Raw genomic sequence first — 20,929 nt, 5'->3', positions numbered from 1 at the left:
GCACCAACCACCAGCTCTCTGTTACAGGGAAACAACAACTACTGCTTTTCCTTTCAATGCATGACTATTTTATTTTCAAGTTGGACCACTAAAATACAAAAAGTCCCTACTGAATAAATCAGTAGGGACGATATTTATCGCGGTACCACCCTAGTTGTAGACTAACTTTCCGTCTACCTCTCTTCACTGTTAACGATCAATTGACCGCTTTTTCCTCATAAAGACAAACTATCTTTATTACGAAAAAGATGCTCCAAGACTGTAATTCATGATTATCCCTGTACTGGTTCACACCAACCACCAGCTCTCTGTTACAGTAAGACTAACCACTACTGTGATCTCTTCATTGCACTTTGTTTATTCAAATGTTTTTGAAATTGAATAAGTATGATTCGTATTATAGAACGCTTTTTAAAACACTGTCAACAACTTTTTATATATTTTTTTAAAATTCCACTTTCATCCTATAATTCTTTTTGTAAATCACCCATTACAATTCCTATGCGAATTATTTCATTTTCTAGTAAATGTAAAACATATTCCTCTACTTCATACTGAACTAATAATTCTTTTATTTGTATGATTTCTTTTTCAAATAAAACGGCTTCGTGACATGTTTGTAGTAAAATAAAAAACACATTTGCAAACATTTCTTTATGCGCTTTCATACTTTCTTTTTTATGAAGCATTTCAATCAATAACTGCTTCATTTCCTCACCTGTACATTTACCATGTACACTTGAAAATGCACGAGACATAATACATAATCCTTTTTCTAATATTTCATCCATGTATAAGATAATACGTAAAAGCATTACATATTCTCTCGCAGTTATCTCACCCATTTTTGGTCGTTCTCGTAAAAATACACTGAGCCAAGCTGTCCAAAATTTTTGTTGTTCTTTTACGCTTAATGTTTTGACGTAATAGCATAAAAACTGCATAAATTTAATTTTATTTTCTTCATTTTCTAGTATGAGTAAAGGGTATAACCACTCTGTTTTTTGCTCCCAATATAGTACACATTTAATAAATACAAAGCTAAGCCACTTCAAGAAAGCTTCCCTCGTATGCGGATGTAATACTTCCAAATGTTCTATCGCATACTTAATAAAACGCTTCATTTCTGTAAATAAAGGTAAATTTATTTGCGTGTAACATAAACCAGCCCATGCATATTCCGTAATTTCATTTTGTTTTTTTAAATCTAAGTATGGTAACAAATATTTTCGGCACCATTGCTTTTCAATATGATATAGAAATGTAATATCTGCTATTAAACGAGCAAACATAAAGTTTGTTCGTTCCAAATTAACTCTTACTTGTTCTTCAAATAAAAATAAATATTCATATACATTACGATCGTATAAATGATCATATGATAACAACTTTAATAATACAGCCGTCATTTTCCCAACAGGATGCTGAATTGATTCATTGTAAAAATCTTGTTTTCCAAGCTTAAAATCCGTATCACTCTTCATAACTTGAGGAAACACTGAAAAAGCAAAGCGTTTTACAACACGTATACTATTCTCTTCTAACTCTTCTAGTCGATTACTAATTTCATATAGAAAACTACTAATTAACCAATGATAAGCAGTATTTCTAACAAATTTCTGCAATAGCGGAATAATTTTTTGGATTTGATCATTTGTCAATCCTCGGTTATTTCGCCATTCTCTAATACAAACAAACCATACTTCATTACTTATTTCTTGCACTCCTACTAATTGATATGCGAATGAAATACTCCACTCTGTATTCAATTTACATGCTTTTGATAACATCTCTAAAAAATGGCGTTGTTCAAAAACACCATCTTGCGAAAATTGCCGAACTTGCTTCATAATTTCAACATCTTTCAGCTGCAATAATCCGTCAGCTGTTACATTACAAGTAATGCTTTGCGCTGTATCCTCTTTCTTTTGTACACTGTATCGTTCAGAATGAAAATGAGGATGCTTTTGCTTCATTAACTCATACCCATTTGCCGTAGATGGACTATTTGAATCACACTTGAATAATAAGTCTAATACGAGACATGCATCAAATACCCTCTCTTCTGTAAGATGCTTTATTACAGTTCGAGTGACTTCTTCTTTTGTTTCTTCTAAACAATGTGCATAATGCCTTTTTAAAAGTTGAAAAACTTCGTGTTTATAAGTGAAATCTAAAAGAAGTCCTTCATGTAACAACCATTTCATTTTGTCATCTACACGAACAAAAATATTTTTATTCATCGCGTCAATTGCAATTCGCTTTTGAAGTACACTATTTGCTTCTATCATTTCTGTAATATAATAATCCGCTTTTTTCTCATTGTTTTCACATAAATAAGTTAGACACTCTTTTACAATTTGTATTAAAAATGCAAGATCATTTTGATGAAAATCTTTTTCTACATCTTCCTTATTTCTTTTTTTCAGTGCCGTTTGTCTTAACGACAACATTCTCAATTTTTCTAATCCGATCATCATAATTGGAACAGCATAATGGGTGATATATGGCCTCATCTTTTCGTTCCAAATTTGCTCCACATGAGAAAATGTAGATACTGGTAAGCGACTCGATTCCTCGAGTTCTATTGATTCTTGCGTATCATTTCCCCATTTTCTTACACGTTTCAACTTCAGTTTTCCATCTAAAATAAAAGTTAGTAACAATAAGGCAATTTCCTTATGCTCAGGAAAAGAACATTTTTGCAGTAACTTAGAAATCTTTTCTATAGAGCTACTATCTTTTTCAGCTGTTTCTAATAAAAAGAGTGTCCATCTTGCAAACAACAACGGATCCATCTTACTCTTCGTTTCGTTTAAGTAGTTACAAATCGTTCTCCATAATAACGGTGATATTTTAGAATAGTTTTTATAAATTAATTGAAATAATTCTTTCTGATGACTAAAAAGAAATTGTTCCACTAACCATTCTGCAAGTAATTCATCTACTTCATTATAGTTTGGCGTAAGCATAAACAAATTTTGTAATTTACCTTCTGCTTCTAACCATTCGACCCATTCATAATCATGAGCAAATTCCACAAAGTAACGAACTGTTTCAATTTTTTTAATTGATTGCTTTATGTATGATAATTGTTCCTGTTCTACTGACGGGGGAACCGTTACAATATCCCGAATACGCATTCTTTTCGTAATATAATTATCGCCCATTAATTCCGCCCAGCGTTTTACCGCTTTTACGAGGGATTGATGATTATTCACTTTATTCGGATACACAATTGGTCTTATCCCTAAATGTTCCCAGTGGTACGTATTTTCCCCTTGTGCGACAAAAGCAAATCGTCTTGTACTTGGTGGTAAACCAGTTGCTAAATATTTCATTACTGGGTCATTATGACTATATCCAACGAATAAAACGGTGTAATTCGAGAATAGATCGACTAAAAATCTTCTCGCCCACCCTTCGGTTAAGTAAGCCCTTCCAAAATCACCGTCTGTTAAAATTAAAGCCTCTTTCTCCTGTTCTACATTACCATGTATATAAGCAAGACCTTTAAATGCTCTCCCAGTCGGTAAAGCTGGAGCATAATAAACATTGATATCTCTATTTGTTTCCTTAATTGCAGTTGTAAAATGTTGATCAAAATTTGTTGTTACAATGCGGATATCTGTATCTAAAGGAAATAACCTTGGAATTGCAAAATGCAATGGATTCGGTTTTGATTTCTCTATATGAACAAGATCTCTTGCAACTTGATGTACATCTTTTGTTTTTGCAATTTTACCAAGATAATAATCATGTGGTTCTGTTATTTCACGTTTTTCGACATATAACGTTTTTGCAATTGCATCAACTAAATCATCAAAATTCGGTAAGTTTGATTTCCCTTTCATAGAAACTCCCGCTCCAACAAATAACACTAACTTTCCTTGCTCAAGGTGATCGATTAACTCATCTGGAATTTCTACTTCTGAAGTAATCCACATCCTGGATTCCCCCTTACCTAAAAATGTCATACACTCTCATTTTACTATAACATTTTTCCGTTGTTTTTATAATATTTAGACTAAATTCCGAACATGAAAAAGTTTTACGTAAATAAATCCGTTACAATGTATGAACTCCAGAATTTATTGAAAAACTATGTATAAATCGGAGGTGTGAATTTTGAATGATTTCACAGTAGTGCTTATCAAGTTTATATCGTGCATTATCGCATTTAGCATTGGGCTTGCTTTATTTTTCCCTGCAACGTTTGTTCAAATTATTTCATTCAGTCTCTTTGTTACAATCGTATCCTACATGTTCGTTGATAAAATTATTTTAAATCGAATTGGCAATACTGGTGCCATTATGTCGGATTTCTTATTAACATATTTAAGCGTATGGATTTTCGGTAATATTTTATTAGACAACTATATGCAAATTGCATGGGGCAGTATCCTTTCTGCCATCGTCTTCACTTTATCTGAAGTAATCGTTCATCGCTTCTCAAACTCTCATACAAGGCACAACAATGATAACATTCGTATTAATCGCCGCTTTGCATATGGTACGGAGTTTGCTGAAGAACAAAATATATTGGATAAAGACAAGAAGAAGTAACATTTTAATGCAGGAGCACCCTTTTTAATTATGTGGTGCTTCTTTTTTGTATATTTTCATTATGGTACGTGAAATTATATAAACGATTATTTCAAAATATCGACTTACCGACAATATTTGACGCTTTTTTCTAATAAAAAAACTACCTCTTATTTAGAGGCAGCCACTTTCAAGTCTTTTAATGCAACAACATCCGCAAACGCTCCCAATACTGCGTTATGATGTTGCACAATATCTTCAGCACGTAACACTTCTGTATTAAATGTACTATGCGCATCACTCACTAACGTTACTTTATATCCTTCACTACATGCTCTGCGCGTTGTCGTATCTACACAATACTCTGATTGCATTCCCGAAAGAATAACGTGTTCAATTCCTTTCTCTTGTAACACTTCGCTTAAGTTTGTCTTATGGAATGAATCTGGCGTCGTCTTTTCAACAATATTATCTCCTTCTTGCGGAGCGATTGCCGCATGGATTCGCCACCCATCCGTACCTTTTTCTAACGGATGGTCTTTAGGACCGTTATGTTGGACATAAATAATTGGGATATCATTTGAACGACATTCCCCAATAAGCTCTTGCAATGTTTGTAAAAACTTTTCCCCATTATGTACTGGCATTCCAGCTGTATACATACCCGCTTGCACATCAATTACGATTAACGCTTTTTTCATTTCGCACAGCTCCCTTCGTTTATATAAGCCATTGCATATTCATTATAATTGTTTGTATTCCATCATCCAACAATCTTCTAATTTCCCCTCATGCAGCTCATGTTCCTTTAAAATCTTTACTTTTTTAAATCCGCATTTTTCATAACACTTTATCGCTCGTTCATTATTTACTTTCGGATCCATTGCGATTGCTTCTGCTCCCATTTCACCCATAATGTATGTAATTGCTGCCTGAACGAGTTTTTGTCCAATTCCTTTTCCCCAATAGGCTGGTTCACCGATAAATTGGTCCATTCCCCATACATTTTGTGATTCTTTATAGCCATATAACGCTTTCCACTCTGAATCAACTGGGTACATTTGCATGTAACCAATCGGAACGGTATCAAATTCTATTAAACATCTTTTTTCATTACTGTTTGGATTATGTATAAAATGATCAAGCACCTTTTCTACAGACTGCGGATTATCTCGTCCTTCGTAATACCGCAGGACTGCTGGGTCCGTTAACCATTTAGAAACGATAGATGCATCATCTTCCATTACGTATCTAATCAATAAACCTTCTTTTTGAAAAAGCATATTATACCTCTATTATTCCTTTATATTTTTTCTTGATGTTATATCTTTCATTGCACCTACTAATGCATATGGTAGTAATGTAATCGCAAAAAATGCTGTAAATACGTTAAATTGCGGGATTGTATAGAGTGTGAACCATTCAGTGAAAAATTGAGAATTTAATATTCTATTAAAAAACTCTCCGCCTGGCCTAAAGTTTGGTGCCCACGCAGTTATTTCACACAAAATAAACAGTAACTGAACAATAAAAAATGCCCCTAGATAACGAAACCAAGTCCGTTTCCATATAGGTCGTGCATTTTTTAATATATCCCCCATCTAACCCCCTCCTTAAATATCCATCATATTAATTATACACTTTCCTCACTTTATTTGTTAAAATTTTCTATATAATTAATACTGTTGGGGGGAATACATTATGTCTAATCCTATATTTACATCCACTTTAATCATTCTTAGAGGAAACTCCGCAAGTGGTAAAACAACGATTGCAAAGCAACTACAAGAACATTTCGGACAAGGTACACTTTTAGTATCACAGGATGTTGTGCGTAGAGATATGCTTAGAGTACACGACACAATGGGGAATTTATCACATGATTTACTATTTGAAATTACAAAGTACGGAAAAGGAAAATGTGAATTTGTTATTTTAGAAGGTATATTGAACAGTAGTAGGTATGGTGAGATGTTAAAAGAATTAATTCGTTATTTTGATAAAAATGCATTTACATATTACTTTGATTTATCATTAGAGGAAACTATTAGACGACATAACACAAGGGACAAACGACATGAATTTGGTGAAGATTCCCTACAAAAATGGTATAATCCGCACGATACAATTGAGGTTGCGAGAGAAACTATTTTTACAGATAACTTTACGCAAAAAGAAATATTTGATGTGATTTTTAATGATATTAAGATATACAAATAAGACTGACATAATCAATCAGTCTTATTTACATTATGTACCTTGTATCTCGGTCTTCATTACAGAACAATCTTGACATAAATAAAAATAGATATTCATTTCCCCAAACTGGAAATCAACTACTGAAATAAGTTCACGTTCCTCGATATCTTGTGTAATTGTAGCAACATACTATTCTTCTCTACTTCTCAATACCCTTCTGTTCTACTTCCTTACCTCATTCTTAATAGTTTTTCTAAACATGATACAATTTTTATGTTTTATTACAGTTTTATTAATAAGTCATTTAAGAATCCTATTATACTTCCACTAAAAAAATAAAAGCCAGCCTCAATAAAGAGAACTGACTTCTATTTGGATCATTATAGTTACTATAAAATTTTCACTTTAACAGTTTGTCTTCCCCAATTCATAGCTTTACTTTTTGAACCCATTAATACATCAATACGATTACCTTTAATTGCGCTTCCAGTATCACCAGCGATAGCTTCTCCATAACCTTCCACCCATACTTTAGATCCTAATGGGATTACTTTCGGGTCAACTGCGATAATTCTCATATTCGGATTTGCCGTTAAATCATGCCCCATCGCAGTTAAAACGCGTCCACCATATGTACCATTTTCACTTGGATCAGCAGTATACGCTGTCGCTACTACCGTTAATTCACGTTTAGCAGACTCTATGTTGTTTTTTGATACTTCTTTCGCTCTCTCTTCTTCTTTAGCTTTTGCTATTTCTCTTGCTTTCTCTTCTTCTTTAGCTTTTGCTATTTCTCTTGCTTTCTCTTCTTCTTTAGCTTTTGCTATTTCTYTTGCTTTCTCTTCTTCTTTAGCTCTTGCTATTTCTCTTGCTTTCTCTTCTTCTTTAGCTTTTGCTATTTCTTGCRCTTTTTCTTCTTCTTTAGCTTTTGCTATTTCTTGCRCTTTTTCTYCTTCTTTAGCTTTTGCTATTTCTTGCGCTTTTTCTTCTTTAGCTTTTGCTATTTCTTGCACTTTTTCTTCTTCTTTAGCTTTTACTTCTTCTTTAACTTTTGCCTCTTCTTTAGGCTTTACCATTTCTTGCGCTTTCGGTTCTTCTTTAACTTTTACTTCTTCTTTGACTTTTGCCTCTTCTTTAGGCTTTACTATTTCTTGCGCTTTCGGTTCTTCTTTAACTTTTACTTCTTCTTTAGGCTTTACTATTTCTTGCGCTTTCGGTTCTTCTTTAACTTTTACTTCTTCTTTAGGCTTTACTATTTCTTGTGCTTTCGTTGTTTCTTTCGCTTTTGCTACTTTCTGCGTCTTTACTTCTTTCTTTTCTTTAACTGATTTTTGTACTTTCGCTACTTGCTTCGTTTTCTCTTCGGTTTTCTTTTCAGTTGGTGCTGTACTTGATAGGAAAGAAACGTTTGCATAAGCTGTTTTTCCTTTATACTCAAATTGCAGCCATCCGTCTTTTACTTGATGCGTTGATTCAATTACATCATCTTTTTTCAGTCTGCCAAGAATTTCTGATTCTGTGTTTGCTTCGGTACGTACATTTAACAAATTCGCCGTTACATGATACACATCTTTTGTAAACTCCGAACTTACAAACACTTCTTTACCGTTCAATTCAATTTTTGACCAACCATCTTCGGTATTGATGACTTTTAACTCTTGCCCATTCTTTACTTTTTCGACCACTTTTGATTCTGTAGTCGGTTTTTCACGTACGTTAAGTACATCTGCTGTTACGATTGTTTCTGCGGTAGCAGTTGAGGTAAACGCCCCCAATCCAAAAATAGTTGCTGTTGCTGCGCCAATTACTTTTTTCATATTAGCCTCCATTATATTTTTTGAATTTTATCAAATGCCTCTGTAAAATTGTATAATTTTACATAATATCAAAACATTTGCAACAGTATATTAATATTGTTTAATATACTGTTATTAAAACTCCTTACTCCAATACTATCAAATTCTTATTTCTAATTCTATATATTATAAATATCCTTATCTTTTATAAAAGCTTCATGCCCTTCTTCACACTAAATAGTTGTTGCAATTCCCGCCAAAAATAAACTTACGATTGCTAAAATTTTAGTAGCGACTATAGCACCTCTTAAATGAAACTTATAATCTTTATATCCCTTCATTCCTTCTGTACTAGGAATCACAACAAACCTCGGAGTAATCCAGCAAAAAATTAGCCAATCAATTATAAATAAATCTACTAAATTAAAAATCATTAAAATACCAAAAGTGTGTAAATAAGCATCAATATACAATAATTTTTCATGCTTATGTAATATATATGTAGAAACGAAAGGACAACTGAAAAGAATAGCATTATATACAATATTAAAGTAAATGGTTTGCTTTTTTTCATGAATCGATTTTGGAAAAACTACTTTTTGAATATCTTTCGGATAATCAGTTAATGAAAGTCGAGGATTATAATATAAGGACCCTAAAATCATAACGGATAGTACAATAGACATGATGACACCAACGTACATCATTTGCTCAAATTGATTCATATGCTTCATTCACCCTTTTCTGTAATTACTATGTTGATCATTTACTTAATTACATATTGTATGTACGTACATAATCAAAAATTAACAACTAGCTTTAACAACTAGCTTTAACACCAAAGCAAAATTGTTGCAATGCAAATGCAAACTTAATACAGTGGAAGCCTAATTGCTACAGATAGGATGGATGAAACCTATGAAAATTGAACATATCGTAATTTGGGTAAATGACTTAGAATGAATGCGTGATTTTTATATGAAATACTTTACTCTATAGCCATTCTTTCAATTTTACTTCATCCAACATTACAACCCCTTCTCATGATCTTTCACAATATATTCGCTCGTTTTTCACAAAAGGTTCATTTTACATGAAAATTTATTTATTACAATAAAAATATAAGGTATATTTTTAAGAAAAGGAGGATTTCAAGAATGAATCAAGAGGATAAAATTTACGCTGAAAAGGTGTTGAAAAATCTATTCATCGGATCACAAGTTGATGGATTACAATTTGGTATTTCTCCAGGCGCTATAAAGATTCATTTCACAAACTTTCACGACTCAGTTGATTATGACGGACAATTATATATCAATATCGAATCAAAATGGTGTTTATTTAATAAACCTCAAAAAAGATACCCATTAAATGAAGATGAATTTGAAGTTTATTCTGGGGAAGAAGAATATGAAAGAATATTTAAGATAAGAAGACAAAAAGTTACCGATATACAACTTGGCTTAGAAAGCCCTCATTTAATTATTACATTAGATAGTGGACAAATTATTTTTGTAAATGGTTTTCATGATTATTATGAATGTTGGCAATCTGGTGTTCTATGTGAGCAATGGCTTGTAGTCGCTGCACCTGGGAATGAAATCGCCACTTGGGCTCCCGATGAGTTTATCGATAAATAAACTGTCTTCACGAAGAAGAACCGAAGATATTTTATGAACTACATAACTATTTCTATTACACTTAAACGAATGACCATTTTACTTTAATAGAACTCACTTTATTAAAATTGAAAGGATGATAATGATGGCATGTGTCCATGATTTTGGAATAATTGACGATTTTACTTCTCAAAAAAATTACGAAGATTATACACCAGAGAAATATCATTGTATTTCTGTTGATGATGATATTATCAGTAGCTTAAATCGAAATTTATCAATTATGAAAACCTACTTTCATACAGTCAAAAATCAGGAATACGGTTTAGCTTATTACGGTATTACAATTATCCCGCCTGAATCATTAGCAATATTCTATGAAACAGTTACATCTTCAAAGTTCTTCAAAAATTCTGATGAGCTGATTGAGTTAGCTTCAAAAATTGAACAAGCTACAACAGAACAAAAGTACATGATCCATTATGGGGTTTAAGTGTAATACAAAAAAAGCTTAGGATTTCTCCCAAGCTTTTTTTGTATTGTACTAATAATATTTATTCCTTAGTCATTTAGTTAATGCTTGAACCTATGCCCTCACTTTTTACAAGTGAGAGCGCCAATATTAATCTAAATAAGCGTCTCATTTCCAATCTTCCAGCTAAACCATCTCCCGTGTCCTTCTGTTTCTCCAACCGTTTCACGATATTCGTTTCCGTTAATATAATAATCAATATGAAGGTCACGATCCCACATATTGTTATACAGGTGGAATACATCACGTTTTGCGCCGATTTCTTGTATTTGTTTTTCTAATTTATGTTTAACTTGTTCTGGTATTTGATTTGCGACGTGTGTATGGAAAATACAAATAACAGCTTCTTCACTTATTTGTTCAATAATAGATGATAATAGCTCTACACCGTCTCCTTCTATGAATTGGACAGATTCATTTTTCACTAAAGATGCAGCTTGATCAAACATCTCAAGCCTTTCTTTATGTTCTGGCCAAATTAAAGCACGTAACCATAAATAATCTTCCTCATTATGTAAATCATTCACATGTAAGTCCAGTCCGATTCTTTCTACGACAGATGGGCTTTCTTTTAGAAAATGCGGTACATTCTCCCCTCTTATTTCAGAAGTTACATGCACATTTGAATTTATATTTCCGTACATTTCATCCGTCCCGTACGAATAACGATATTGGTCCCAGAACAGTTGCAACCCAGAACTTGTCCCAATTTCAATTAACGCTAACGGCTTCTTCACTTTGTTAAATATGTAGCAGAAACTTGGGTATAAGTATGCGCACCGTCTTACTTCATTTGTTTGAACGAGTTTCGTTTGTAACAAAGTAATGATTTCTTCTCGGTACTCTTTACAGAAATCTTTAAAATGATTAAAAGCTTTATCTAAATTTGTATCAGCATTTTCAACTAAACTACTATAATACGTTTTAAATGATGTTCTTTCCCTGCTAGCAATAAATAATGTACTGCACCTAATAGTAAGTTTGGGACTGGTTGACCTACCTGAGCATAGGACGATAGTGTAAGTACTTCCTCATCTTCAGCAATTTTCATTGATAAATATTCATATAAATCACTTGACCCTTTACATTCCTTTATTGAAAAGTTTCGAAATAAGTTTGAAATTTGTTCTTTTGTACACATTAGAGTCCCTCCTTTTTTTCAGAATAATCTTACCATTACAGAAAGAATAATCCCATAAAAAGGTACTCGATTTAGTCACTTAAGGATACGTAAGCTTTTTCGAGATAATTTCAAACTGTAATTTTTTTCTATTTACCACCTTAAAAGAGCTTGTTAAATAAGATTTTTAGCGAATAAAACGTTAAATAGTTTAAAATTATCAGATAACACTAGATATTTTAGTCTATTAATTATTATAATAGAGTATGAGATGGTTATATAATTGAGACAAAAAAGGTATACACCTAGGTGGGGCCTAGGCGGTGTTTCTCTTTTACGGCTTAGACATAGAAAACACCTACACTTTTTTGCCAATATAGGGGATGGAGAGATTATCATGAGCAACATGCAGCAAAAAACAGACGTTATCTTAATTGGTGCAGGAATTATGAGTGCAACGTTAGGCTCATTACTAAAAGAATTAGCACCTGAATGGGAAATTAAAGTTTTTGAAAAACTCGCAAGTGCCGGGGAAGAAAGCTCTAACGAATGGAATAATGCAGGTACAGGGCATTCTGCGCTATGCGAACTGAACTATACTTCCGAAAAATCTGACGGATCTATAGATATTGGTAAGGCTGTAAAAGTGAATGAGCAATTCCAGCTTTCAAGACAATTTTGGGCATATCTTGTAAAAAGCAAATTAATTCGTAATCCACAAGATTTTATTATGCCACTACCTCATATGAGTTTAGTACAAGGGGAAAAAAATGTTGAGTTTCTAAAAAACCGTTTTGAAGCGCTTTCAAAAAATCCACTGTTTCAAGGAATGGAATTTTCCGACGCTCCTGAAACATTAAAAAAATGGCTTCCACTCATTATGGAAGGCCGTACATCTAATGAACCGATGGCGGCAACGAAGATTGACTCTGGAACAGATGTTAACTTCGGTGCATTAACACGTATGTTGTTTGATTACTTAAAAACGAAAAATGTCGAGCTAAACTACAAGCATAGTGTTGAAAATATTAAGCGCACGAAAAATGGTTTGTGGGAAGTGAAAGTACACGATATGAATAGTGGTAAAATTGAGCATCATACTGCTAAATTCGTCTTTATTGGCGGTGGTGGCGGTAGTCTACCTCTACTTCAAAAGACTGGTATCCCTGAATCAAAGCATATCGGTGGATTCCCAGTAAGTGGACTATTTATGGTATGTAAAAACCAAAAAGTTGTAGAGCAACATCATGCGAAAGTATACGGTAAAGCTAAAGTTGGCGCTCCGCCAATGTCTGTACCTCACCTTGATACGAGATATATAGATAATAAAAAAGCTTTATTATTCGGACCATTCGCAGGGTTCTCACCTAAATTCTTAAAAACTGGCTCAAATCTTGACTTAATCGGTTCTGTAAAACCGAATAACGTCTTAACGATGTTAGCTGCTGGTGTAAAAGAAATGGGACTTACAAAATACTTAATTCAGCAAGTTATGTTATCGCACGAAAAACGCATGGAAGAATTACGCGAATTCATTCCGAACGCGAAAAGTGAAGATTGGGATATTGTAGTTGCTGGACAACGTGTACAAGTAATTAAAGATACTGATGCTGGCGGTAAAGGAACACTTCAATTTGGTACAGAAGTAGTAAGTGCAGCTGACGGCTCAATCGCCGCATTACTAGGCGCATCACCAGGTGCTTCTACTGCTGTTCACGTCATGCTTGAAGTATTAGAAAAATGTTTCCCAAGCCGCATGGTAGAATGGGAAGAAAAAATAAAAGAAATGATTCCTTCATATGGCATTTCACTAACTGAAAATCCAAGGTTGTTCCAAGACCTACACACTTCTACAGGTCGTACGCTTGGATTAAATGAAAAAGAAACAGTTCATAACTAATGAAGAAATAAAAAACGTCCGATATATTCGGACGTTTTTTCGTTACTAGAAATTATATTTATCAATATTCTCTTTCGTAAATACAACCCGCTCTGGCAATACAATAATTCCATTTCCTTCTGCCTCATAATCATAACCTTGGATGGAGTTTGGCTCTACTTTCACTTTTCCGATTCCTTTTACTTCAAAACTATCCCCTACTTTTAACTTCTTCCCTTTTACTACTATTTCATTTGCTACATACGTTGCGAGTGCACCTTGTTGTTTTACATCCCATAATCCAAATTGTTGTACTGTTCCTCGTTTTACGTAATCACGCATAACGTTTGGTGTAGAGAAGCCAGTTACAACAACTTTTTTATCCATTTTCAAGTTTTCAGCTGCTTGTGCCATCGCTGGTAGTGCCGTTGCATCCGGGCAAATGACTGCATTAATATCTGGATACGTTTTTAATATGTTCTCCCCTACTGATAACGATTTTTGCGCATTATTTTCACCGTACTGCGTCGTTACAATTTCCCAGTTCGGATATTTCTTTTTAATAATTTCTTTCGCTTTCGTTACCCATTGGTTTTGATCCGTTACTGTTGGACTAGAATAAAAGAAAGCTACTTTTCCTTTATCTCCAATTTGCTTGGAAGTCATTTCAATTAATAAGTTAGCAAGTTGGTCTGGTGTCCCTTGACTTATATAAAAAGAACGGTCTTTCGGATTCACATCAGAATCCCACGTTAAGACAGTCATTCCTTTTTTCTTAGCACGCTGCAGTGATTGCGATAAACCATCAACTGATGTAGAGGAAACCATAAGTGCATCATAGTTTTGATTAATGAAATTATTTATATACTTTACTTGCCCTGATACACTCGCTTCAGACGGCCCATCATATTTCACTTGTACGCCTAGCTTATCTCCCATCTCCTTTGCTCCTTCACCGCCCGATGTAAAGAAGCCAACTCCAGTTAATTTCGGGATAAATGCAAATTTCACATCATCTGCTTTTTTCTTATCTGCCGTTTGACTGGAACAAGCGATTAAACCAATTAAACAAATACATACGATCAATACAATCCCTAGTTTTCTCTTCATGACATTTCCCCCTTATGCAAATTCCGTCTTTTCCCTGCTAAGAATTGATGTAATTTGAAATGTCTCATAATAACTGAAAGAATAAGGATAATACCTATTACTACATTTGATTGTTCATTTGTTAAACCTGTCATTTGTAGGCCATATTGCATAAGGCCTATAAAAATACTCGCTAGTACAGTACCAATAATACTTCCTTTTCCTCCCGTAATAAGTGTCCCGCCTAATACGACTGCTGTAATGATTGGTAATATTGTTTCACTTCCCATATCAGCACGTGCGGAACCGAAATATGCAGTTAAGAAAGCACCCCCTAATCCACCTCCTAACCCAGAAAGTATGTAAGCAATGATTACTACTTTCTTCGTCTGAATCCCGGTGTATTTTGCTGTATTTTCGTTCGCTCCTGTTAATTGTACGTGGCGTCCATATATCGTTCGGTGAAACAAAATCGTGCATACAATTGTTAATGCGATAAGAAGCCATAATAAGTTAGGTATTCCTATAAAACTACCATTTGCTAGTTGTACATAAGCATCAGGTAAACCACTTATCCCTTCATATCCAGAAGCACCCGCCCCTCCTGAAATGACGAGTGCAATTCCTCCATATAAAAACATCGTTCCGAGTGTAACAACTAGTGGTTCTACATCTGTCATTTTTATAATGAATCCATTTAAAGCTCCTGCTAAGCAACTGACTATAAGTGCCATTATTACTGCTAATAAAATATGAATCCCATTCATCCAAAGTACACCAATTAAAATCGAAGTTAGCCCCATAATAGATCCTACAGATACGTCAATTCCTCCTGTTACAATAACGAAAGTCATTGGAATCGCTGCGATTGCTATAAACAGAAAATCATTTGTACTAAAAAGGAGATTTCTAATATTTAAAAAATCACGATTTATAAAACTAAAGAGAATGAATTCTATAAGAAGTAATACGATTAGAACACCTTCCCATCTGTAAAAATACTTCATAGATTCATCCTCCTCTCTACTTTCCACTTCTTCATGACACTATCTAGTATGATAATAAGTAATAGTAAAAAACCCGAAATAGCATTATTCCAAAATGCTGGTATTTTTAAAAAGACGAGTGAACTGCTTATTGCTTCTAAAAATAATGCTCCTAATGCGGCTCCAAATATAGAACCGGTTCCTCCTTTTAGATGAATTCCTCCTAGCACAGCAGCTGCGATCACCTGTAGTTCTATTCCTGTACCAGTTTGATTTGGAACGAACCCGATATTCATAACAAATATGCAACCAGCGATTGCCGCACTTATGCCCGATATAATAAACGCATTTATCTTTACTTTATTAACAGGTATCCCAATGAGCCTCGCACCATCTTCATTGTCACCTACCGCATAGAAGTATCTTCCGTATGGTACCTTCCTTAAAAAGAAGTATAGTAGTAATAAAATAATAAGAACACCCCATACAATTATCGGCAGACCAAGTATGACGATAGATGAAAGTTTCTTAAAATTATTTGGAGTATCTTCAATCCACTTCCCGCCTGTGAAGATTAACATTGCACCTCTAACAATTCCTAACATCCCTAATGTCATAATAATGGCTGGTACCCGAAACTTTGCAACTCCAATCCCGTTTATGAAACCGATAATAGCACCAAGCATTATAGCAGCAAGTATCGACAAGACTGCACTATATCCGTTCGTTAATAACATCCCGCAAACTGCCGCGCTTAATCCCATAATTGAGCCAACTGATACGTCTATATTTTTCGTAAATAAAACGAACGATTGGCCAATTGCTAGAACGACTAAAATAACGCTTGATTTCATCATTAACGATAACGAGTTAAACTGAACAAAACTAGGATTTATTATCCCGACCATGGCTATATAAATTAGTAGTAACAGTATGATAGACGTTTCATGCATTTTTAACATACGTTTCATTTCGCTACACCTCCGTTTGCAAGGCGTGTAACTTCATTCACACTCAGTTGTTCTTTTTCCATATGAGAAACAAATCGTCCATTTCTCATTACATATACACGGTTTACTAATTGAACAATTTCTTCAACATCTGAAGAGATTAATAAAATTGCAAGCCCTTCCCTTTTCATTTTTTCTATCGTCTCATACACTTCAAGCCTTGCTTTCGCATCAATTCCGCGAGTCGGTTCATCAAGAATAATAATTTTCGGATTACATGCGAGATACTTCGCAAGTACGACTTTTTGCTGATTTCCTCCCGATAAAGATGCGAGTTCTTCATTCATATTCTGTACAACAATTCGGAATTGTTCTATAAAAAAATTAACTAAAGCGCTTTCTTTTTCTTGATTTATAAAAAAGCGCTTATTTTGCTGTAAACTTGCTGCTGCAATATTTTCTTTAACAGAAGCCATTGAGAAAATTCCATTCCTCGCCCTATCCTCTGGCACATAAACTAGTCCTTCGTCTAGCCTTTTATGCAAAGAACACGTATCAATTGATTTTCCATCTAATAAGATAGACCCTGATTTTATAGTTTTCAATCCAAATATCGCTTCTGCTAATTCCGTTCTGCCAGATCCTATAATGCCAGCAACACCTACAACCTCTCCCGCATGTACAGTGAATGATATATTTTTGAATGCGTGACCATTTATATCAACCACTTCTAATATTTTTTTCGTCCTTGCTGTCTCTTGAACTACTTCTATTTTCTCTTTCTGTTTATATCCTTTTGGCAATAGTCCCTCCATTAGCATGTCATATGTATAGTCACATACATCACCTTGACTTACAATCATTCCATCACGTAGTATTGCTACTTTGTTGGCAATTTCAAAGATTTCTGGAAAACGATGCGTAATATAAATCATCCCAATTCCTTTTTCTTGTAAACTTTTCATCAACACAAAAAGACTCTTAATTTCGTGTGTTGTTAATGTCGATGTTGGCTCATCTAGAATAAGAATCTCAGCTTCTCTTATTAATCCTCTAACGATTTCTACTAACTGTTGCTGCGCAATGGATAATGATGCTCCTAACTCATAAAGGTCAATATCCCACCCTAGACTGTTAATCAATTGCTGAATCTGTACTCTTAGTTTCTTTTTCTTTTCTTTTAACCCGATACATATATTTTCTTCAATAGTCATATGCGGAAAAATGAGTGGTTCTTGCGGTATTAAATAAATACCTTTTCTATGTGCTTCTGACGGATTTGAAAACTGTTGCTTCATTCCTTTTACATACATCTCTCCATCATCATACGAATATAACCCCGTTAATATTTTCATTAATGTTGATTTCCCGGCGCCATTCTCCCCCACTAAAGCGTATATATCTCCACGCTCTACTTGTAAGTTCACTTCTTTTAATACAAGTTGATTTAAAAACGCCTTACTCATTTTCTTTATTTGTAATAAAGGTACGTTCTCCACATGATGTCACCTGCCTTTATCCAGAACATTTTTTGAGAAAATGATTATTTGTTCTACTTGTTTTGTAGCATTGTATATTCCTTTTTTTATATCTAGAACACTTTTTTCTACGTACAATTAATCGTTTCAACTGGAATAAACAAAATATGTGGCACATATGTTTAAGGAGTGGTCAATTGTTGAAAGGGATGAAGAGTATGACACAGCTGAACTTTGAAGAGAATTTATTAACTAAAGTAGCTTGGTACTATTATAAAGACCAATTAACACAACAGGAAATTGCTTCACTTCTTCACATTTCAAGAAATAAAGTTGTCCGGTTATTAGATAAGGCACGCAGTGAAGGTATCGTTACATTTCACGTAAAAGGAACTGGTTTACACTGTTTAAGTATTGAGCGTGACCTAATGAAAAAATTCCACTTAAAAGATGCTTTCATTATCCCTACTCCAATAGACAATTATCACGCTTCTCTCGGAAAAGCCGCTGCACAATATTTAGAGACTCATCTCCAACAAGGTGATTTACTCGGCATCGGCTGGGGTGAAACAATAAGTAAAATGCTAGAAAACATTCATTTTGAAAGTTCTATTAATCTTTCATTCGTAACGCTAACAGGCGGAGTAAACCACTATCTCCCAAGAAAACAAAACTATTTACACTACATGCAAGGTGATCTTCATATTATTCCTACTCCTTTTCTAGCATCTTCTACTGAAATGGCACAAAGTATTTTATCAGAACCAAGCGTGAAAGATATGCTTCATGTCGCTTCACTTGCACATACGGCAGTTGTCGGTATTGGCGGGTTATCTCAAGACGCTACGATTGTAAAAGAAGAAAAATTAACGCTACGTGAAATGACATATATTCGAAGTCAAAACGGGGCGGGCGATATTTTAGGACAGTTTTATAATACGAATGGTGATTTATTAGAGCTCTCGCATCATAATCGTCTAATTGGCACACCACTTACGATTCTTCGCAGTATGAAGCATGTCATTGGTGTGGCTGGAGGTACTCAAAAGATAGATGCCATTTATGGGGCTTTAAAAGGGAAATTTATTCATACATTAATTACTGATGAAGAAACTGCGCTCTCCTTATTAAGAAAGGAAGGTGATTCTTAATGTCTACTTTATTAGCTTTCGATGCTGGTACAGGAAGCATTCGAGCTGTTCTTTTTGATTTACAAGGCAATCAAATTGCAGTAAGCCAAAAAGAATGGGTTCATAAAACTGATCCTCGTTACCCCGGTTCTATGAATTTTGATGTAAAAGCAAACTGGCAACTCGTACAACAGTGTACGAAAGAAGTTCTACAAAAAAGTAATATACTTCCTTCTTCTATTCAAGCTATTAGCGCTACAAGTATGCGAGAAGGTTTTGTTTTATATGATAAAAATGGGCAAGAAATATGGGCATGTGCAAATGTTGATGGCCGTGCATCCGCTGAAGTTAGTGAGCTAAAAGAAATCCGCTCACATCTTGAAGAAGATTTATACAGAAAATCTGGGCAAACTTTTTCATTAGGTGCTTTACCACGTCTACTTTGGATTAAAAAACATGAACCAGAAATCTATTGTAATATCCACTCCTTTACGATGTTAAACGATTGGATTTTGTATAAATTAAGCGATGTACTGCAAATCGACCCTTCCAACGGTTGTACGTCTGGAATCTTTGATTTACAAAATAGAAATTGGGATAACGATGTCGCTAAAGAGTGTGGTATAACTTTGCCATTTTCACCAAAAGTAAATGAGGCTGGTACAGTAATCGGAAACGTTACAAAAGAGTGTGCAGCATTAACTGGATTACTGGCAGGAATTCCTGTCGTCGCTGGCGGCGGAGATGCTCAAATGGCATCACTCGGAACTGGAGTCGTGAAACCAAATCAAACATTAATATGCGGAGGCAGCTTTTGGCAACAAGAAGTAAATATTACAGAACCAATTACAGATCCATATGCTGCGATTCGTGTAAATTGCCATGTCATTTCGAATCTATGGCAATATGAAACAATCGCTTTTTTCCCTGGTCTTGTTATGCGCTGGTTTCGAGACGCTTTTTGCCAAGAAGAAAAAAAGCTCGCTGAAAAACTCGGTGTAGACGCTTATGAATTATTAGAAGAACAAGCGAAAGACGTACCTGTCGGTTCATATGGTATTATCCCTACTTTTTCAAACGTTATGAACTACATTTCTTGGCGTCATGCCGCACCTTCATTCTTAAATTTAAGTTTAGACGCTGACAAATGCGGAAAAAAGGAACTGTTCCGTGCTATTGAAGAAAATGCGGCCTTCGTTACACTTGGAAACTTAAAACTAATTGAAAATCTTACTGATACATTCCCTTCTGAAGTTGTTTTTGCTGGCGGTGCCGCTAAAGGGAAACTATGGCCACAAATTCTATCAGACGTACTCGGCATTCCTGTAAAAGTACCAGTTGTGAAAGAAGCAGCTGCTTTAGGAACTGCGATTGCTGCTGGAGTTGGCGCTGGAATATATACATCTATGGAAGAGGCTGCCGAACAATTTTTACAGTGGGAAAATACATTTGAACCAATCACGGAAAATCACGAGCTATACAAGGAATTCTATGAAACATGGAAAACCGTGTATAACAGTCAGCTCACTTTAGCTGATAAAGGACTTACAACACATATGTGGATTGCGCCAGGTGCACTGTAACTCATTTACATAAAGGAGTGAAC

General features: G+C 34.5%; 17 protein-coding genes, 1 pseudogene and 2 other annotated features (1 of these 20 only partly in view). Of the genes and pseudogenes, 7 read left to right on the top strand and 11 right to left on the bottom strand.

Annotation, left to right across the window (positions count from 1 at the left end):
* Positions 1-66, bottom strand: a binding site (T-box leader) (it extends 171 nt beyond the left edge of the window).
* Between the two features lie 54 nt (positions 67-120).
* Positions 121-356, bottom strand: a binding site (T-box leader).
* A gap of 108 nt (positions 357-464) precedes the next feature.
* Complete coding sequence (locus ASE54_RS12330; RefSeq protein WP_000265191.1) at positions 465-3,947, bottom strand: DUF4020 domain-containing protein; 3,483 nt, start codon at positions 3,945-3,947, stop codon at positions 465-467.
* 181 nt (positions 3,948-4,128) lie between these two features.
* Here ASE54_RS12330 and ASE54_RS12325 point away from each other — a divergent pair, with 181 nt between their 5' ends.
* A complete protein-coding gene (locus ASE54_RS12325; RefSeq protein ID WP_000997702.1) occupies positions 4,129-4,566 on the top strand; it encodes a YndM family protein in 438 nt (145 codons plus the stop codon).
* A 149-nt stretch (positions 4,567-4,715) separates the two neighbouring features.
* Here the strand turns inward: ASE54_RS12325 and ASE54_RS12320 are convergent, their stop codons facing one another.
* From ASE54_RS12320 to ASE54_RS12310, 3 genes are read right to left on the bottom strand one after another with little or no spacing between them, the layout of a single operon-like run.
* Complete coding sequence (locus tag ASE54_RS12320) at positions 4,716-5,246, bottom strand: cysteine hydrolase family protein (RefSeq protein ID WP_000709528.1); 531 nt, start codon at positions 5,244-5,246, stop codon at positions 4,716-4,718.
* A 42-nt stretch (positions 5,247-5,288) separates the two neighbouring features.
* Positions 5,289-5,828: a GNAT family N-acetyltransferase gene (locus ASE54_RS12315; RefSeq protein WP_000898780.1), complete on the bottom strand. Its 540-nt coding sequence runs from the start codon at positions 5,826-5,828 to the stop codon at positions 5,289-5,291.
* Positions 5,829-5,840: 12 nt separating this feature from the next.
* On the bottom strand, positions 5,841-6,146 hold the full coding sequence (locus ASE54_RS12310; protein WP_000502347.1) for a YfzA family protein: 306 nt from the start codon (positions 6,144-6,146) through the stop codon (positions 5,841-5,843).
* Positions 6,147-6,246: 100 nt separating this feature from the next.
* Between ASE54_RS12310 and ASE54_RS12305 the strand changes: the two genes are divergently transcribed.
* Positions 6,247-6,765 carry a kinase gene (locus tag ASE54_RS12305; protein WP_000070085.1) on the top strand — a complete coding sequence of 173 codons (519 nt, stop codon included), beginning with the start codon at positions 6,247-6,249 and terminating at the stop codon, positions 6,763-6,765.
* 368 nt (positions 6,766-7,133) lie between these two features.
* On the opposite strand, the gene entB is transcribed toward ASE54_RS12305, so the two are convergent.
* Both entB and ASE54_RS12295 read right to left on the bottom strand, forming a co-directional pair.
* The gene (gene entB / locus ASE54_RS12300; protein WP_057272984.1) at positions 7,134-8,561 is read right to left on the bottom strand and encodes a cell wall-binding protein EntB; all 1,428 of its coding nucleotides are present in this window, start codon (positions 8,559-8,561) and stop codon (positions 7,134-7,136) included.
* Between the two features lie 212 nt (positions 8,562-8,773).
* On the bottom strand, positions 8,774-9,265 hold the full coding sequence (locus ASE54_RS12295; protein WP_001071238.1) for a hypothetical protein: 492 nt from the start codon (positions 9,263-9,265) through the stop codon (positions 8,774-8,776).
* A 432-nt stretch (positions 9,266-9,697) separates the two neighbouring features.
* Here ASE54_RS12295 and ASE54_RS12290 point away from each other — a divergent pair, with 432 nt between their 5' ends.
* Both ASE54_RS12290 and ASE54_RS12285 read left to right on the top strand, forming a co-directional pair.
* Entirely contained in the window at positions 9,698-10,180 is a 483-nt protein-coding gene (locus ASE54_RS12290; protein WP_001070897.1) for a hypothetical protein, read from the top strand.
* A gap of 121 nt (positions 10,181-10,301) precedes the next feature.
* Positions 10,302-10,652, top strand: a complete 351-nt coding sequence (locus ASE54_RS12285; protein WP_003309616.1) for a hypothetical protein — start codon at positions 10,302-10,304, stop codon at positions 10,650-10,652.
* Between the two features lie 134 nt (positions 10,653-10,786).
* Here the strand turns inward: ASE54_RS12285 and ASE54_RS12280 are convergent.
* Positions 10,787-11,832, bottom strand: a pseudogene (locus ASE54_RS12280) (DUF2332 domain-containing protein).
* A 376-nt stretch (positions 11,833-12,208) separates the two neighbouring features.
* Between ASE54_RS12280 and ASE54_RS12275 the strand changes: the two are divergent.
* On the top strand, positions 12,209-13,711 hold the full coding sequence (locus tag ASE54_RS12275) for a malate:quinone oxidoreductase (RefSeq protein ID WP_000069147.1): 1,503 nt from the start codon (positions 12,209-12,211) through the stop codon (positions 13,709-13,711).
* Between the two features lie 45 nt (positions 13,712-13,756).
* On the opposite strand, the gene lsrB is transcribed toward ASE54_RS12275, so the two are convergent.
* Genes lsrB through ASE54_RS12255 form a run of 4 tightly spaced genes read right to left on the bottom strand, consistent with a single transcriptional unit; the run spans position 13,757 to position 18,214 of the window.
* Positions 13,757-14,800: an autoinducer 2 ABC transporter substrate-binding protein LsrB gene (gene lsrB, locus ASE54_RS12270; protein WP_000823653.1), complete on the bottom strand. Its 1,044-nt coding sequence runs from the start codon at positions 14,798-14,800 to the stop codon at positions 13,757-13,759.
* The gene (locus ASE54_RS12265; protein ID WP_000873533.1) at positions 14,797-15,786 is read right to left on the bottom strand and encodes an autoinducer 2 import system permease LsrD; all 990 of its coding nucleotides are present in this window, start codon (positions 15,784-15,786) and stop codon (positions 14,797-14,799) included. Before ASE54_RS12265 ends, lsrB begins: the two co-directional genes overlap by 4 nt.
* Positions 15,783-16,736, bottom strand: a complete 954-nt coding sequence (locus ASE54_RS12260; RefSeq protein ID WP_000827500.1) for a sugar ABC transporter permease — start codon at positions 16,734-16,736, stop codon at positions 15,783-15,785. The genes ASE54_RS12265 and ASE54_RS12260 overlap by 4 nt, the downstream gene beginning before the upstream one ends.
* On the bottom strand, positions 16,733-18,214 hold the full coding sequence (locus tag ASE54_RS12255) for a sugar ABC transporter ATP-binding protein (RefSeq protein ID WP_000432600.1): 1,482 nt from the start codon (positions 18,212-18,214) through the stop codon (positions 16,733-16,735). The genes ASE54_RS12260 and ASE54_RS12255 overlap by 4 nt, the downstream gene beginning before the upstream one ends.
* A 179-nt stretch (positions 18,215-18,393) precedes the next feature.
* On the opposite strand from ASE54_RS12255, the gene ASE54_RS12250 reads away from it, so the two are divergent.
* Both ASE54_RS12250 and lsrK read left to right on the top strand, forming a co-directional pair.
* A complete protein-coding gene (locus tag ASE54_RS12250) occupies positions 18,394-19,344 on the top strand; it encodes a sugar-binding transcriptional regulator (RefSeq protein WP_000677766.1) in 951 nt (316 codons plus the stop codon).
* Positions 19,344-20,906 carry an autoinducer-2 kinase gene (gene lsrK / locus ASE54_RS12245; RefSeq protein ID WP_000105712.1) on the top strand — a complete coding sequence of 521 codons (1,563 nt, stop codon included), beginning with the start codon at positions 19,344-19,346 and terminating at the stop codon, positions 20,904-20,906. The genes ASE54_RS12250 and lsrK overlap by 1 nt, the downstream gene beginning before the upstream one ends.
* The last annotated feature ends 23 nt before the right edge of the window (positions 20,907-20,929 follow it).

Source organism: Bacillus sp. Root131 (assembly GCF_001429475.1).
In the GTDB taxonomy this organism is placed as follows: Bacteria; Bacillota; Bacilli; order Bacillales; family Bacillaceae_G; genus Bacillus_A; species Bacillus_A thuringiensis_S.
The sequence above is the reverse complement of the archived record's forward strand: the minus strand, read 5'-3'. Positions and strand labels throughout refer to the sequence as shown.

Bases quoted from the DNA above. Each gene is read 5' to 3' on its own strand.
- ASE54_RS12310 (WP_000502347.1), bottom strand. From the start codon at position 6,146: ATGGGGGATATATTAAAAAATGCACGACCTATATGGAAACGGACTTGG.
- ASE54_RS12305 (WP_000070085.1), top strand. From the start codon at position 6,247: ATGTCTAATCCTATATTTACATCCACTTTAATCATTCTTAGAGGAAAC.
- ASE54_RS12275 (WP_000069147.1), top strand. From the start codon at position 12,209: ATGAGCAACATGCAGCAAAAAACAGACGTTATCTTAATTGGTGCAGGA.
- ASE54_RS12320 (WP_000709528.1), bottom strand. From the start codon at position 5,246: ATGAAAAAAGCGTTAATCGTAATTGATGTGCAAGCGGGTATGTATACA.
- lsrK (WP_000105712.1), top strand. From the start codon at position 19,344: ATGTCTACTTTATTAGCTTTCGATGCTGGTACAGGAAGCATTCGAGCT.
- ASE54_RS12330 (WP_000265191.1), bottom strand. From the start codon at position 3,947: ATGTGGATTACTTCAGAAGTAGAAATTCCAGATGAGTTAATCGATCAC.
- ASE54_RS12290 (WP_001070897.1), top strand. From the start codon at position 9,698: ATGAATCAAGAGGATAAAATTTACGCTGAAAAGGTGTTGAAAAATCTA.
- ASE54_RS12260 (WP_000827500.1), bottom strand. From the start codon at position 16,736: ATGAAACGTATGTTAAAAATGCATGAAACGTCTATCATACTGTTACTA.
- ASE54_RS12285 (WP_003309616.1), top strand. From the start codon at position 10,302: ATGATGGCATGTGTCCATGATTTTGGAATAATTGACGATTTTACTTCT.
- lsrB (WP_000823653.1), bottom strand. From the start codon at position 14,800: ATGAAGAGAAAACTAGGGATTGTATTGATCGTATGTATTTGTTTAATT.
- ASE54_RS12265 (WP_000873533.1), bottom strand. From the start codon at position 15,786: ATGAAGTATTTTTACAGATGGGAAGGTGTTCTAATCGTATTACTTCTT.
- ASE54_RS12315 (WP_000898780.1), bottom strand. From the start codon at position 5,828: ATGCTTTTTCAAAAAGAAGGTTTATTGATTAGATACGTAATGGAAGAT.
- ASE54_RS12295 (WP_001071238.1), bottom strand. From the start codon at position 9,265: ATGAATCAATTTGAGCAAATGATGTACGTTGGTGTCATCATGTCTATT.